This is a genomic window from uncultured Granulicatella sp., from assembly GCF_963528195.1.
Classification (GTDB): Bacteria; Bacillota; Bacilli; order Lactobacillales; family Aerococcaceae; genus Granulicatella.
In genome coordinates, this window is sequence record NZ_CAURVN010000031.1 from 1 (window position 1) to 14960 (window position 14960).

General features: G+C 33.0%; 10 protein-coding genes and 1 pseudogene. 10 read left to right on the forward strand and 1 reads right to left on the reverse strand.

Features of this window, described 5'->3' with window-relative positions:
- Positions 1-279: 279 nt before the first annotated feature.
- From RWR88_RS06935 to dltD, 7 genes and pseudogenes are all read left to right on the forward strand, one after another.
- Positions 280-1208, forward strand: a pseudogene (locus RWR88_RS06935) (replication initiator protein A).
- A 492-nt stretch (positions 1209-1700) separates the two neighbouring features.
- Positions 1701-2150, forward strand: coding sequence for a CopY/TcrY family copper transport repressor (locus RWR88_RS06940; RefSeq protein ID WP_314451404.1), 450 nt, complete (start codon positions 1701-1703; stop codon positions 2148-2150).
- Positions 2151-2169: 19 nt separating this feature from the next.
- On the forward strand, positions 2170-4443 hold the full coding sequence (locus RWR88_RS06945; RefSeq protein WP_314451405.1) for a copper-translocating P-type ATPase: 2274 nt from the start codon (positions 2170-2172) through the stop codon (positions 4441-4443).
- Between the two features lie 434 nt (positions 4444-4877).
- The gene (dltA, locus tag RWR88_RS06950) at positions 4878-6371 is read left to right on the forward strand and encodes a D-alanine--poly(phosphoribitol) ligase subunit DltA (protein WP_314451406.1); all 1494 of its coding nucleotides are present in this window, start codon (positions 4878-4880) and stop codon (positions 6369-6371) included.
- Between the two features lies 1 nt (position 6372).
- Positions 6373-7533 (forward strand): D-alanyl-lipoteichoic acid biosynthesis protein DltB, encoded by a 1161-nt coding sequence (dltB, locus tag RWR88_RS06955; RefSeq protein WP_314451407.1) that lies wholly within the window; start codon positions 6373-6375, stop codon positions 7531-7533.
- Positions 7534-7548: 15 nt separating this feature from the next.
- Positions 7549-7785: a D-alanine--poly(phosphoribitol) ligase subunit DltC gene (gene dltC / locus RWR88_RS06960; RefSeq protein WP_314451408.1), complete on the forward strand. Its 237-nt coding sequence runs from the start codon at positions 7549-7551 to the stop codon at positions 7783-7785.
- Positions 7786-7817: 32 nt separating this feature from the next.
- Positions 7818-8954, forward strand: coding sequence for a D-alanyl-lipoteichoic acid biosynthesis protein DltD (gene dltD / locus RWR88_RS06965; protein WP_314451409.1), 1137 nt, complete (start codon positions 7818-7820; stop codon positions 8952-8954).
- Positions 8955-9118: 164 nt separating this feature from the next.
- Here dltD and RWR88_RS06970 read toward each other — a convergent pair whose 3' ends face one another.
- A complete protein-coding gene (locus RWR88_RS06970) occupies positions 9119-10372 on the reverse strand; it encodes a CapA family protein (RefSeq protein WP_006703342.1) in 1254 nt (417 codons plus the stop codon).
- A gap of 246 nt (positions 10373-10618) precedes the next feature.
- Between RWR88_RS06970 and fba the strand changes: the two genes are divergently transcribed.
- The 3 genes from fba to glmS all read left to right on the forward strand — a co-directional run bounded on the left by fba (position 10619) and on the right by glmS (position 14886).
- On the forward strand, positions 10619-11476 hold the full coding sequence (gene fba / locus RWR88_RS06975; protein WP_314451410.1) for a class II fructose-1,6-bisphosphate aldolase: 858 nt from the start codon (positions 10619-10621) through the stop codon (positions 11474-11476).
- Positions 11477-11609: 133 nt separating this feature from the next.
- Positions 11610-12617 carry a hypothetical protein gene (locus tag RWR88_RS06980; protein WP_314451411.1) on the forward strand — a complete coding sequence of 336 codons (1008 nt, stop codon included), beginning with the start codon at positions 11610-11612 and terminating at the stop codon, positions 12615-12617.
- Between the two features lie 460 nt (positions 12618-13077).
- On the forward strand, positions 13078-14886 hold the full coding sequence (gene glmS, locus RWR88_RS06985) for a glutamine--fructose-6-phosphate transaminase (isomerizing) (protein WP_314348861.1): 1809 nt from the start codon (positions 13078-13080) through the stop codon (positions 14884-14886).
- Positions 14887-14960 lie beyond the last annotated feature (74 nt).

The following is a 14960-nucleotide window of genomic DNA, read 5'->3' on the forward strand; positions in this document are numbered from 1 at the left end:
AATCTGGGCTTATAGCCCCGGTTCAAACCACCCGTTAGACGGGTGGTCATGATTTACTTTTTACTACCCGAAAGGAAAATATTTTATGACATCCAGCTATAAAAAACACACGTTCTAAGCAAAGACAGTCAAGAAACATGGTTATTGTTTCTTTGATGAAAGATACTGGTTGGTCACCTTCCAAAGTCGAAGAGTCTCTCAAAGAGCTTTAGCAATTCAATTTAATTAAATTTCCCGAATCAGGTGGGATGATGTTAAAAGTAGGTGAGGCAAAATAATATGGAAAATATTAATTTAATAAGTGTCGATGAATATCAAACTTCAGAAAGATTCTATGCATTGCCTAAAATACTTTTTGAGAGTGATCTTTACAAAGAAATGAGATTAGATGCCAAAGTCTTCTATGCAGTATTAAAAGATAGATTAAGTTTGTCTTTTAAAAATAATTGGATTGATGAAGATGGATATGTGTTTTTAGTCTATTCCAATTCTAAACTGATGGATATTTTAAATTGTTCTAAGTCTACTCTGTTAAGAATGAAAAAAGAATTAACACAATTTGGTTTAATTTATGACGTTCAACAATCAACGACCAAGACTGGGAACTTGGAAAATCGTATATATCTAGGTCAATTGAAGGATAACTTCCTTACCCAAAATAACAAAAAATTTGAAGATTCCCATGTAGAATCTAGAGTGGTGTCAAATTTATACCAGGAGGATGTCAAAATAACACGAGGCTAGTGTCAAAATCAGCCCCTAATGATACTGAAGACAATGAGACTTATTTAAGTGAATATACTAGTTCTAGAAAGAGCTCAAAAAATTCTAAAGAATTTTCTTCGTCTACTAGAGCTGATAATATCTCATCTATTGAAAAATCCGAAAAATATATTGACCCTCAATATTATTCTCTCCTGCAGGTAATTGCTGATGAATATAACGGTAAATTTTGCCAACAAGATTTATTCACTGGTGAGTTTTAAAATTATAGTCTAACTCATAAACAAAAAATGATGATAAGACAATACCTCTCTGACGGCTATATAACAAGTCGAGAAATAATTAACGTTATTGAGCGAATATCCTATGACAGTGAATCCCCTTTAGCGTACCTTCTTAAGTCCTTAGAAAATCTCAAGGAAGAAAGAAGACTTGAAGCTAAAATCCTTGCTCATAGAAAAGCTGAAATGGCTTTTTCCGAATAGTAGGAAATCAAATAGATGGGTACTAGGTATTGTAGCAGTTTACCTTTTCTATATTTAGATACTCGAACTCGAGGATATTAATAAGACATGAAATTAAGACAATTAATAGTCGGTAAAATTGAATATTTAGAACAACAGAACAAAAGATTTGATAATTTCCGTGTGTATAGTTTTTTTTCTATTTTTCCGCTTTTTCTCAATTCTTGATTTCCTAAATACGATAAACAATTAAATTGCTCAATAGTGTTCATCATATTTAGAAAATATAATTTTAAAAATAAGGAATTCTAAAATCAATAAAAATAAATCAATGGTAACCTTATAATTAGTATTGGGTAAAGATAGGAAAACAAAGGCAATAATAGCTGTTATATTTATTTAAAAAACAAGATGGTTACATTTATAAAAAAGACTTGACATAATTAGTTTACAGTTGTAAACTTAGTTTGATCATAATTGTTTACATCTGTAGACGAATAGAGGGGAAGGAGAATGAGCACAATGGAATTTAATACTTATATCACAGATGCAGAATGGGAAGTCATGCGTGTAGTTTGGGCAAATGATCGAGTAACTAGTAAAAAAGTCATTTCCGTATTGCAAGAAAAAATGGACTGGACACAATCCACTATCAAAACGATCTTAGGTCGATTAGTTGGAAAAGGCGTACTAAATACAGAGCATGAAGGTAGAAAGTTTATTTACACTGCCAATATTGAAGAGACAGAAGCCGTAAGGGATTATGCAGAAGAAATTTTTAACCGTATTTGCAATAAGAAAGTCGGAAATGTAATAGGAAGTATCATTGAAGATCATGTTTTAAGCTTTGATGATATAGATCGACTAGAAAAAATATTAGAGATGAAAAAATCTTTCGCAGTAGAAAAAGTAGATTGCAATTGTCCAGAAGGACAATGCAAATGTCATTTACATCATCATTAAGTATAAGGAGGAATTTAAAATGAATAATGACAACATGGATAAGTTAAAACACGAGCATGGAATCACAGGTGAACATGGTGACCATAAGGATCAACATCAAGTAGATCATGCTGGGCATGATCACAGCGGACACAGTGGGCATGATCACAGCGGACACAGTGGGCATGATCACAGCGGGCACAATGGGCATGATCACAGCGGGCACAGTGGGCATGATCACAGCGGGCACAATGGGCATGATCACAGCGGGCACAATGGGCATGATCACAGTGGGCACAATGGGCATGATCACAGTGGGCATGACCACAGCGGACATAGTGGACATGATCACAGTGGGCACAGTGGGCATGACCACCATCATCACGGAAACTTTAAGGAACTTTTCTTAAAGTCATTGCCACTAGGAATCATTATTATGTTCTTTTCCCCTTTGCATGGATTTAAACTACCATTCCAGTTTACTTTTCCATATTCTGATATTGTAGTAGCTATTTTATCTACTATATTAATTATTTATGGTGGACGTCCATTCTATCAAGGTGCAGTTGACGAATTTAAACAAAAAAAACCTGGAATGATGGCACTCGTTTCTTTAGGTTTAACTGTTTCATATTTGTACAGTATTTATGCTGTGATCATTACCTACGTAACGGGTGAACACGTGATGGACTTTTTCTTTGAATTTGCTTCATTACTATTAATCATGCTTTTAGGTCACTGGATTGAGATGAAAGCTATTGGAGAAGCAGGAGACGCACAAGCAGCATTGGCTAAGTTAGTGCCGAAAGATGCTCACGTTGTATTAGAAGATGATTCAATTGAAACACGACCAGTTGCTGACTTAAAGATAGGTGATTTAATTCGTGTTCAAGCCGGAGAAAATGTGCCAGCAGACGGGATTATCGAGCGTGGCGAATCACGTTTAAATGAAGCTCTTCTAACTGGGGAGTCAAAAGCAGTAAAAAAAGGCCCTGGCGATGAAGTAATCGGAGGCTCAACAAATGGAGAAGGGGTTCTTTATATTAAAGTGCTTGAGACAGGTGATCAATCCTTTATCTCTCAAGTACAGACTTTAATTAGCCAAGCTCAAAGTCAGCCTTCCAGGGCAGAAAATATTGCGCAAAAGGTTGCAGGGTGGCTCTTCTATATTGCTGTTATTGTCGCGCTAATTGCTTTTGTAGTGTGGATGATTATTGGAGATATCCCAACGGCAGTTATATTTACTATTACTACATTAGTTATTGCTTGTCCGCACGCATTGGGTCTGGCTATTCCATTGGTAACCGCCCGTAGCACAAGCTTAGGAGCTAGCCGTGGCTTACTAGTAAAAGACCGTCAAGCCTTAGAAATAGCTCAAGATGCAGATGTGATTATTTTAGATAAAACAGGTACTTTAACAACTGGTGAATTTAAAGTATTAGATGTAAAACTTCTTAATGACAAATATACAAAAGAGGAAATCATTGCCTTATTGGCAGGTATTGAAGGAGGCTCTAGCCACCCAATTGCTCAATCAATTATAAGTTTCGCCGAGCAGCAAAATATACGTCCAGCATCTTTTGATTCGATTGATGTGATTTCCGGTTCTGGAGTAGAAGGTAAAGCAGGTGGGCACCGTTACCAATTAATCAGTCAAAAAGCCTATGGACGTAATCTTGATATGGATACTCCAAAAGGAGCAACTCTTAGTGTCTTAGTAGAAAACGATGATGCCATTGGTGCTGTAGCTTTAGGGGATGAATTAAAATCAACGAGTAAAGAGTTAATTAAAGCTCTTAAAAAGAACAATATTCGACCAATTATGGCAACAGGTGATAATGAAAAAGCGGCTCAAGGCGTGGCAGTAGATTTAGGGATCGAATATAGATCAAATCAATCTCCACAAGACAAATATGAGTTAGTTAAAACACTTAAAGATGAAGGAAAGAAAGTTATCATGGTAGGTGATGGTGTAAATGATGCTCCTTCTCTTGCCTTAGCAGATGTTGGTATAGCTATAGGTGCTGGAACTCAAGTTGCATTGGATTCAGCTGATGTCATATTGACTCAATCCGATCCAGGAGATATTGAATCATTCATTGAATTAGCACACAAAACAACTCGTAAAATGAAACAAAACCTATTTTGGGGAGCTGGTTATAACTTTATAGCTATCCCTCTGGCTGCAGGAATTTTGGCTCCTATTGGTATCACATTAAGCCCTGCATTAGGAGCAATCCTAATGTCTGTGTCAACAGTCATCGTCGCCATTAATGCTATGTTATTAAGTTTAGATCCAAAAAATAACGGTTAACAGATCGAATGATTGAAACTCCTTAAAGTATCAAGATACAATAGTTTTACAGGAGAAAAAGAGATGTAAGTACTGGCTCTTTGTAAAATCGTGTTGGTAGAAGTAGACGATTTTTCTACCAACACGATTTTTAACCATAAAAAGACACCTCCATGTGCATTTGATAATATTGTACCAAATCTAACTTGGAGGTGTTTTTATTTAATTCCCATTTACGGAGGTCACTTCAATGTTGTTCCAGCCTTTTTTATTATTGGTAAAAAGATGAGAGTTTAAAGAAATAAATCTAATATATGAAGAATTTGAGTAAAAATTCTTATAAAATCATGCTATTTTAAGGAATACGATTTTCAGAAAATCTATAATATGGTATACTTCTACTATGTGACAGTCTAGACATCGGCTGTTAGACGATTAGATGATAAAGAAGGGAAATGAATAAGGTGTTTGAAAAGTTATTAGATCGACTATCAAGTTTTAAGGGGAAAACTGAAAAAATCTATCGTCATGATTTATTTTTAGAAGAGGAATTATCTCCAGCGCAATATTGGGAATACTCTGATAAATTAGCTTATTATTTACAGGAAAGATTGCAAGATAATCGTCAACCAATCGTGGTTTATGGACATAAGCATCCAATGATGCTTGTCTATTTCTTAGCCTGTGTTAAATCAGGACGTGCATTTTGTCCAGTGGATGTGAATACACCCATTGACCGTGTGCAAGATATTATCGCAACGGTACAATCACCAGTTGTGTTAACAAGTGAAGTAATTGAGCTAGAAACTCCATTATTAGATGTTTCAGCCACTAAAGAAATTCTTCAAACGACATCTGAAAGTATCGACCCTAAATATTATGTAAAAGATGAAGATATTTTTTATATTATTTTCACTTCAGGAAGTACAGGTAAACCAAAAGGGGTTTCGATTACTTACGAAAATCTAAATAACTTCTTAAAATGGTATACAGGTTATTATACAGAAAAAGGTCCACAAGTCTTTTTAGGACATCCGCCGTTTTCATTTGACTTGTCAGTAATGTCGTTATGGCCATCACTTTATATGAATGCACCATTAGTACAAATTGATCGCCAACATTTACAAGATTTTAAAGTACTTTTTAACACATTAAAAGAATCAAATGCGACTATTTGGATTTCAACACCTTCATTTGCAGAGATGTGTTTAGTCGATCCAAGTTTTAATCAAGAATTATTGCCACAAGTGGATCAATTCGTCTTTTGCGGTGAAAAATTATTCGCAACAACTGCGCAAAAATTATTAGATCGTTTCCCAAATGCAGAAGTAGTGAATACTTATGGACCAACAGAATCTACTGTAATGATTACATGGGTATCTATTACAAGAGATATTTTGGAACAATATCCGAATAATTTACCAGTGGGTGTGATTAAACCAGGAACGACCGTTACGATTGATGGAGAACAGAGTGGGGAAATTATTATCCAAGGGGATACAGTTGCGAATGGATATTATCAAAATCCAGAAATGACGCAGAAAAGTTTTATTATCCCTGAAGTTGGAGAACGTAGCTATAAAACGGGAGATTTAGGTCATTTTGAAGGAGAATTATTATTCTGCGAAGGACGTATTGACTTCCAAATCAAATTACATGGACATCGTATTGAATTAGAGGATATTGATAATAATTTATTGAAAAATCCAAAAATTCGCCAAGCTGCAACGGTTCCATCTTATGCAGAAGATGGGAAAATTAAATCTATCATTTCTTATGTAGTTTATACAGAAGAAGTTGAAAGCCGATTTGCAACGGGTAAATTGATTAAAAAAGATTTAGCGCAATATGTTCCAGAATATATGATTCCTAAAAAAATCGTCTTTTTAGATGAAATGCCATTAAACAATAATGGTAAGATTGATAAGAAAAAATTAAAGGAGTTATAGAATGGAGTATTTTGAAGGCTTAGATTTCTTTGGAACATTGTTTTTTGCACTGATTCCAGTAATTCTCTTACGATTATTTGAAAAATCGGTTTATTGGATTACTTTTGTTCTATCAATTGGAATTGCGATAGCAGTCTTTAAAGAGCAACCGAACCATTTTATAAACTTAGTCATCTTTATTGTAGAAACTTATTTATTAGTTCGATTAGGCTTTCATTTTAGAGATAAGAAATCTACGAAATATCCTATTATGTTTTTTGCGAGTTTATTATTAATTGCCGCAAAAACAGTAGTTATATGGAAAGTTTCCATTTTCGGATTTTTAGGCGTTTCTTATATGACTTTCAAGGTATTACAAATTATATTTGAAACATATGATGGAATTATAAAAGAGCCAATTGGTTTGATTGATTATCTTCAATTTTTATTATTCTTCCCAACAATTAGTTCAGGACCAATTGATAGAAGTAGAAGATTTATGGAAGATATTCATCAAACGATTCCAAGAGCAGAATATATTGAGTTATTAGGAACTGGATTATTTAGATTATTATTAGGATTAGTTTATAAAGTAGTGTTATCTGGATTGTTGTATTTAGCAATGAATCATATTCCACATAGAGGATTGTTATTTACAACTGTTTCTTATATGTATTTGTATACATTTTACTTATTCTTCGACTTTGCCGGATATAGCTTAATGGCTGTCGGAGTAAGTAATATAATGGGAATTCAAACTCCGATGAACTTTAATAAACCATTTTTAAGTATCGATATTAAAGATTTCTGGAATCGTTGGCACATTACATTATCAACATGGTTGAGAGATTTTATCTTCTCAAGAATTGTTATGAAGTCAATGAGACATAAATGGTTTAAAACTCGTTTGACAACAGCAATGGTAGCCTATATGCTAAATATGATATTCATGGGATTTTGGCATGGACTTTCATGGAGTTATATTATTTATGGCGTTTATCATGGCGTTTTAATGGCAGGATTCGAATGGTATCAAAAGAAATCTAAATTTTATAAGAAATATAAACAGAAAACAGCTTATAAAGTGGTAAGTTGGTTTATAACGATGCATTTAGTGATGATTGGTTTACTCATTTTCTCAGAGAAACCATATGAATTTATTGTAAAATTATTGACGAAATAATGAGAGGTGAACATCATGTTAGAAGAAAAAGTATTAGCAATCATTGAAGAAATTTGCGAAGATGATGTCATTTATGAAGAACGTGACATTAATTTAAAAGAAGAAGGATTAATGGATTCATTAGCTTTTGTTGAATTATTAGTTCGAATGGAAGAGTTTGGAATTGAAGTAGCTCCAACGGAAGTAACTTACGAAGAGATTGATACTCCAAACAAAATTATTCATTATATCGAAACTAGGGTGAAACAATAATGAAGAAGATAAAGGCCCTAGGAATAGCCTTGGTGCTCGCAATTCTTACTCTTGTTTTATATGTTCATGTATTAAATCAAAAGTTAGCAGATTATTATCATGTGAGTGATAATAGTATTCGCTATAATTTTGAATATACCAAATACAAAAGTAGAGACATTATAAAAGATAATATAGATGATAAAACTTTAGTAGTGTTTGGTTCCTCTGAATTGAGTACTCCAAGTAATTATCCATTCCATATTAAGCACCTTTTTAATTATGATGATTTTCATATTATGGCTGTAGGTGGAGGGAATTTTCAAAATATTATTCAAGCTTCAATGTTAGGTTCATTATCGGATAGTATTCCTAAACAAAAATTTATTTTAAGTGAATCATTTATTTGGTTTGATCAATATGGTATGAATCCAAAAGCATTTTTAAGTCGTGTCTCAAATGAGCATGTGTACTATACATTGAAAAATCCTAAACTTAGTCATGAGACAAAAGAGAAATTTATAAATCGTATATTAGAATTATCCAAAGATAATAAATTTGTACATCAAAATTTTGAAAGATACAAACGTCGATTATTGGATAATAAAGGAACAGTTTTAGATGATTTATTAAATTGGTTCGATGTGGAAAAATACACACTTAATAATAAAATTGCCTTTTATTTTACAGGAAATGTTAAACCAATGCCTTCTAGTGGAGAGAAAACTCCTCAGTATGATTGGGCTGAAATTCAAAATAAGTATTTAGATGAAGCAAAAAAAGCAACAGATAATAATGAATTTTACGTTGAAAATCGCCAATATAATGCTGAAATTAAAAATCGTAAAGAAAAACTAAAAAATAAGTACTCTAATTATAAATATGATCAATCAACAGAATATGATGACTATGCATTAGTATTACAAATGGCTAAAGAATTAGGGTTAGAAGTAGAAGTCGTTAATTTCCCAATTAATGGACGTTGGTATGATTATATTGGTATTGGTAAAGATCAAAGAGAGGTTTACTCTAAAAAGTTAGCAGAAATTACTAATTCATATGGATATAAACTTATGGATTTAACACCAAAGGAATATGAACCTTATGTTATGTATGATACGGTTCACCCTGGATGGAAAGGATGGCCTGAAGTTGCTGAAGAAATGTATAAATTCTATCAAAAAGATTAGTGAAAAACATGAATTATTTGTATGGACAATGGCATTTTATGTTTTATTTCTAGTATTAGGCTTATATCTACTTCATGCAGATTTTTCAAATGTAGCAGAATTTGTCTACAGTGCTTTTTAAAGAATATAAAAAACCACACGATTTTTGTCGTGTGGTTTTTGTTTTAGAATTGAATATTTAATAACTCTAACATTTCGTGATAAGCTTTTTCAATTCGTTGACGAGTTGTTTCATCAACAGTATTTGCGTATTTTGCACCTGGTAAATAATCTTCTGCTAGAAATACTTGATAATCATATGCTTGATAGCCTTGGAATGTACGATTAATTGGAGTACGAGAAACCCATGTTGGATGAGCTTGTACGCTTGTTAAGGTTGTTTGATTGCCTTCTTTTTGAATCGTAATATCCATAATGACACCACGCTCGGTCCAAATTTTATCTAATGTTTCAATTCTTTGGTTAGATAGTAAGTTCCCCATTGAATAAATGATGAATTTCTTTTGCCCATCTTTTTCGATAGTTTCAGTAGGTTCAGCAACGTGAGGATGCCCTCCAAATACAACATCTGCTCCCCATTCAATCATTTTATGATAAGTGTCGACTTGAGCGTCAGTTGGTGTTAACTGATATTCTACTCCCATCTGAGGCATAATGATTGTAAAATCAGCGATTTGTTCAGCTTTTTCAATTTGCTCTTTTACTTTATCCATGTTTAAGTCATATAAATGATTATCGTAATCTTCTTTAGAAATACTTGCTTCAATTCCGTTGAATCCGTATGAAAATCCTAAAATAGCGACCTTAATCCCGTTTACTTCTTTGACTAAAATTCCTTCATTTGGATCTACCTTTACTCCGAAAATATCTAAACCGGCATTTCTAAAAGCTGTAGCTGTATATTTTAATCCACTAATTCCTGTATCTAAAATATGATTATGAGCTAAGTCTAAAACATCATATCCAGCATCTTTAATACTTTGAACAACTTCTTCAGGGGCATTAAAAATCGGATAGCCGGCTAAAGGTCTATCTGGATTAATCGTACCTTCAAAGTCTCCAAGAGCTAAATCAGCTGAAGAAACGAGTGGAGTAATTTGCTCGTAATCATTTTTGAAATCATAGTTTTGTCCATCAAAGGCACTTCCATAAACAATGTCATGATATAGCATATCTCCACTAGCTGTAATTCTAGCGGTATGGACTTCCTTATCTTCTGAAGCGGTTGAAGAACTTTGCTGATTTGTAGATACATTTTTAGTTAATAGCTTATTTTCATTATTAATAATTGATGGAATATTTAAAATGAAAATGACAATAGCGAGTGAGGCTATTGCGATAAAAGCAAATAATAGTTTTGCGAAACGTGCTTCTCTAACTGCACGTTTATGATATGAACTGTTTTGACGTTGGTTCATATTAATCCCTCCCAAATTGTTTATACTATCACTATTATAAAACAAATTAGGAAAATTTCTATAAAAATTCTAAGAAAATTCTTATATTTATTGAAATGATAATATATGAAATATTATGAAAAGAAAAATAGATTATGAAATTATTTCATAATAATATTCTAAATAACTAGCTATCGAACGAATTTTGGGGTATAATAGCAACGTAAAAATAAATACTAGGAAACTAGTATAAGGAGGAAATTTTAAATGAGTCGTTTAGTAAGTATGACAGAAATGTTGAACAAAGCTAAAGAAGGTAAATATGCCGTAGGTCAATTCAACATCAATAACTTAGAATGGACACAAGCTGTTCTAACTGCTGCTCAAGAAGCAAAATCACCAATCATCTTAGGAGTATCTGAAGGTGCTGGTAAATACATGGGTGGCCCATTAGTAGTTGCAGCTATGGTAAATGCATTATTAGAAACTATGGATATCACAGTCCCAGTTGCATTACACTTAGACCATGGTTCATCTGTAGATGTATGTAAAAAATATATTGATGCTGGTTTCAGCTCAGTAATGTTTGACCACTCTCATTATCCAATTGATGAAAACATTGAATTATCTAAAGAAGTTGTAGCTTATGCACATCCAAAAGGTGTTTCTGTAGAAGCTGAAGTAGGTACTGTAGGTGGTACTGAAGATGGCGTTACTGGAGGAATCCAATACGCAGACTTACACGAATGTGTACGTATGGTTAAAGAAGCTGGAATTGATGCTTTAGCAGCAGCTTTAGGTTCAGTTCACGGAACTTATGCAGGTGAACCTGTATTAGGATTTGACGAAATGTTAGCTATTTCTGAAGCTACTGGTGCTCCATTAGTATTACACGGTGGATCAGGTATTCCAGAATATCAAATCAAAAAAGCAATTGAACGTGGACATGCTAAAATCAATGTTAACACTGAATTACAACAACAATGGACTGCAGCAGTTCGTGCTAAATTAAATGCAGACGCTAATGTTTATGACCCACGTAAAGTAATCAAACCTGGTTTTGATGCAATCGTTAAAGTAACAAAAGAAACTATGGATATCTTCGGTTCAACTGGTAAAGCTTAATTTTAATCAGAGAAGAGATTCAAAAGGCGAGAGAAATCTCGCCTTTTTTGTTCGAAAAAAGTAGTATTTTAATAGTATTTAGAGTAAAATGTTTCTAAATGAAATGAAATTTTATAATAAAAAGGAGAGAAAAATGAAAGTAAAAAAAAGGATTACAAAAGGGGCAAGATTTTATTTACTCTTTAGTTTGGTTACCATTTTCATATCTTCTATTACTATGCTAAAAAATGTTGATAGTTATACTGAACCAATTGAAGAGATTTATATTAATCAGCCTTTTAATGAAAAGGAAGAAGATGAGGTTCAAGTAATTCGAATTTATGATATCGAAAAAGTAGAATTACCAAATGAAAAAGAAGTCTTTTATATCATTGAAGATGAATTAGGTTATCATATGTTAAAATCAGTAAATGATAAATTAGACGAGCTTGCAGAGGAAGCTAGCAAACTGTCAAAAGCAAGACCATTTGATAATAAATTAATTTTATTAAAAATAAGAGTCGTTCCTGAATTTACATATGGAAGAAGAGGAAGAAAAATTGTAAAGATTTCTCCAGAAATGCAGCAGGATTTTGAAACTGTTTTTCAACAAAGTAATTTAGCAAAGAAAAAAGAAAGAGAAGCGAAAAATGATACAATTTTAGGTGATATCTATAAGTTTTCATTACTAAGAACAGACATCTATTTTGATGAATTTGATAAGTTTGATTTATGGATTGAAATGGGAAAAGATTTAATTTTTCTTATTGTGGGATTAGGATTTTTAGTAGCAGCTGGAAAAATTATTTATCATAACTATAAGAATTATAAAGAATTATTCGAACTGTTCCCAGAAGTTCAAGGTCATATGAATCTTTTAGTGGAAAACGCCGAGTATGTTTCAAAGGATTTTGCTTTATTAGTTTATAAAGGGCATATTATTATTCATGCGGATGAATTTTATTTTGAATCATTGAATAAAATTCGTGGTATTCGTAAGTTTAAGAAGAGTTATAAAGGAATTGGAGAATATTATTTACGAGTGAAATATAAAAACTCTGATGTTCCTTATGAATTATCGATTGGACACTTTGCAAGTAAGAGACATGTTGATGACGAACAATGGTTAGAGGAGAATTACAATATTCTTGCGGAGTTCTAACAGTAAGATTTACTCATACTTGTATATAAAGGTTATATAAGAATAGGAAAGAGATAATCCGTGGCTGAAGGAAAATATCAATTAGCCAATGATTTTCGTAAGTAATCAGGGCCATAAGTTACTAATGAGTGACTTATGGCTTTTTTGCGTAAAAAATATATAAAATTAAATATAAAATTCGAGAGTTTTGACAAATAAGTACAAAATCGTGTATGATAGTTCATGTTTCTGAAAATAAAATGCTAGGAAAGGTAGCAAATATGGATAGCGCCAGGCTTATTAATAGTAAATAATAAGTGACGAGGATTGAGTTTATCGAAGGATTCGGCGGGTGACTCAAGGCAGTGCAGTCTACAGCAATATACAAAAATCTCTATGGAGATACAAAATTTTTTGCAAGCACCAGAAACAATGAAAAATTTATTTGAAGGGAAACCTTCATTAAAGGAGACTATGTTATATGTGTGGAATTGTAGGATGTATTGGAGATAACCGTATTCAAACGGTCATTTTAGATGGATTAGAAAAATTAGAATATCGTGGATATGATTCAGCAGGATTATTTATCGCAGATGCTGATGGTACAACACAATTAGTAAAAAAAGTAGGACGTATTGCGAACTTACGTGAAGCAGTGGATGAAGAAATTCCAGCTTATGCAGGGATTGGGCATACTCGTTGGGCGACTCATGGACCAGCAACAGAAAATAATGCTCACCCACATCGTTCTCAAAATGGGCGTTTTACATTAGTTCATAATGGAGTCATTGAAAACTTCTCTGAATTAAAAGAAACTTATTTATCACATGTAAACTTCCAATCTCAAACAGATACAGAAGTTGCAGTGAACTTAGTAGAATATTTTGCAGAAAAAGAAGGCTTATCTGGTAAAGAAGCTTTCCGTCGTGCGTTAAAAGAAATTCGAGGATCATTTGCATTCGGTTTATTAGATGAACAAGCTCCAGGAGTATTATATGCCGCAAAACATAAAAGTCCATTATTAGTAGGAGTAGGAAATGGATTCAATGTTATTTGTTCAGATGCTATGGCAACTATTTCTCAAACGGATACTTACTTAGAAATTAAAGATGAAGAATTAATTACCATTACAAAAGATAAAGTAGAGATTGAAACGATTAATGGTGAAGCGGTAGAACGTGCACCATTTAAAGCAGAATTAGATGCAGATGATATTGAAAAAGGTGCTTATCCTCATTACATGTTAAAAGAAATGGATGAACAACCTGCCGTATTACGTCGTATTATTAAAGAATATACAAATGAAGCTGGTGAATTAGAAGTTCCTAGCGAATTATTAGAAGAAATTGGACAAAGTGATCGTGTTTACGTTGTAGCTTGTGGGACAAGTTACCATGCTGGATGGATTGGAAAATATTTATTAGAACAATTAGCAGGAATTCCTGTTGAAGTATTTTTAGCAAGTGAATTTGCTTACCATCAACCAATTTTATCTGAAAAACCATTTTTCATTTTCTTAACACAAAGTGGAGAAACAGCAGATAGCCGTCAAGCATTAGTAAAAGTGAATGAAAAAGGTTACCCTTCATTAACGATTACAAATGTCAAAGGTTCAACATTATCTCGTGAAGCAACTCATACATTATTACTTCATGCAGGACCAGAAATTGCAGTAGCTTCAACAAAAGCTTATACAGCACAAATTACAGTAATGGCTGTATTAGCAGAAGTATTACGTCGCACAAAAGGACGTCCTCAAACATTTGATATGAGTCATGAATTAGCCGTTATTGCTTCAGCAATCGAAGGTGTATTAGACGAAAAATCTGTTGTAAAAGAATTAGTGGATCAAAACTTATTAGATACAGCGAACGCCTTTTATATTGGTCGTCATTTAGATTATTATGTAGCAATGGAAGCAGCATTGAAATTAAAAGAAATTTCATATGTACAAACGGAAAGTTTCGCTGCTGGAGAATTAAAACATGGTACAATTGCCTTAATCGAAGAAGGAACACCTGTTATTGCTTTATTAAGCGAACCAGTAGTTGCAAGCCATACAAGAGGAAATATCGAAGAAGTGAAAGCACGTGGAGCTAAAACAATGGTGATTGCCATGGAAGGAAGCGAACGTGACGGAGATGATATCGTATTACCAAAAGTACAAATGGAATTAGCACCAATTTTAAGTGTTGTTGTAACACAATTAATTGCTTATTACACATCTCTTGGTAAAGGATTAGATGTTGATAAACCAAGAAACTTAGCAAAATCTGTAACAGTAGAATAATGATATGAATATGTAGCACGAGACTGGGCAAAAAGTCTCGAAAATAGAAGAAAGCACTATAAAATTCTGAAACA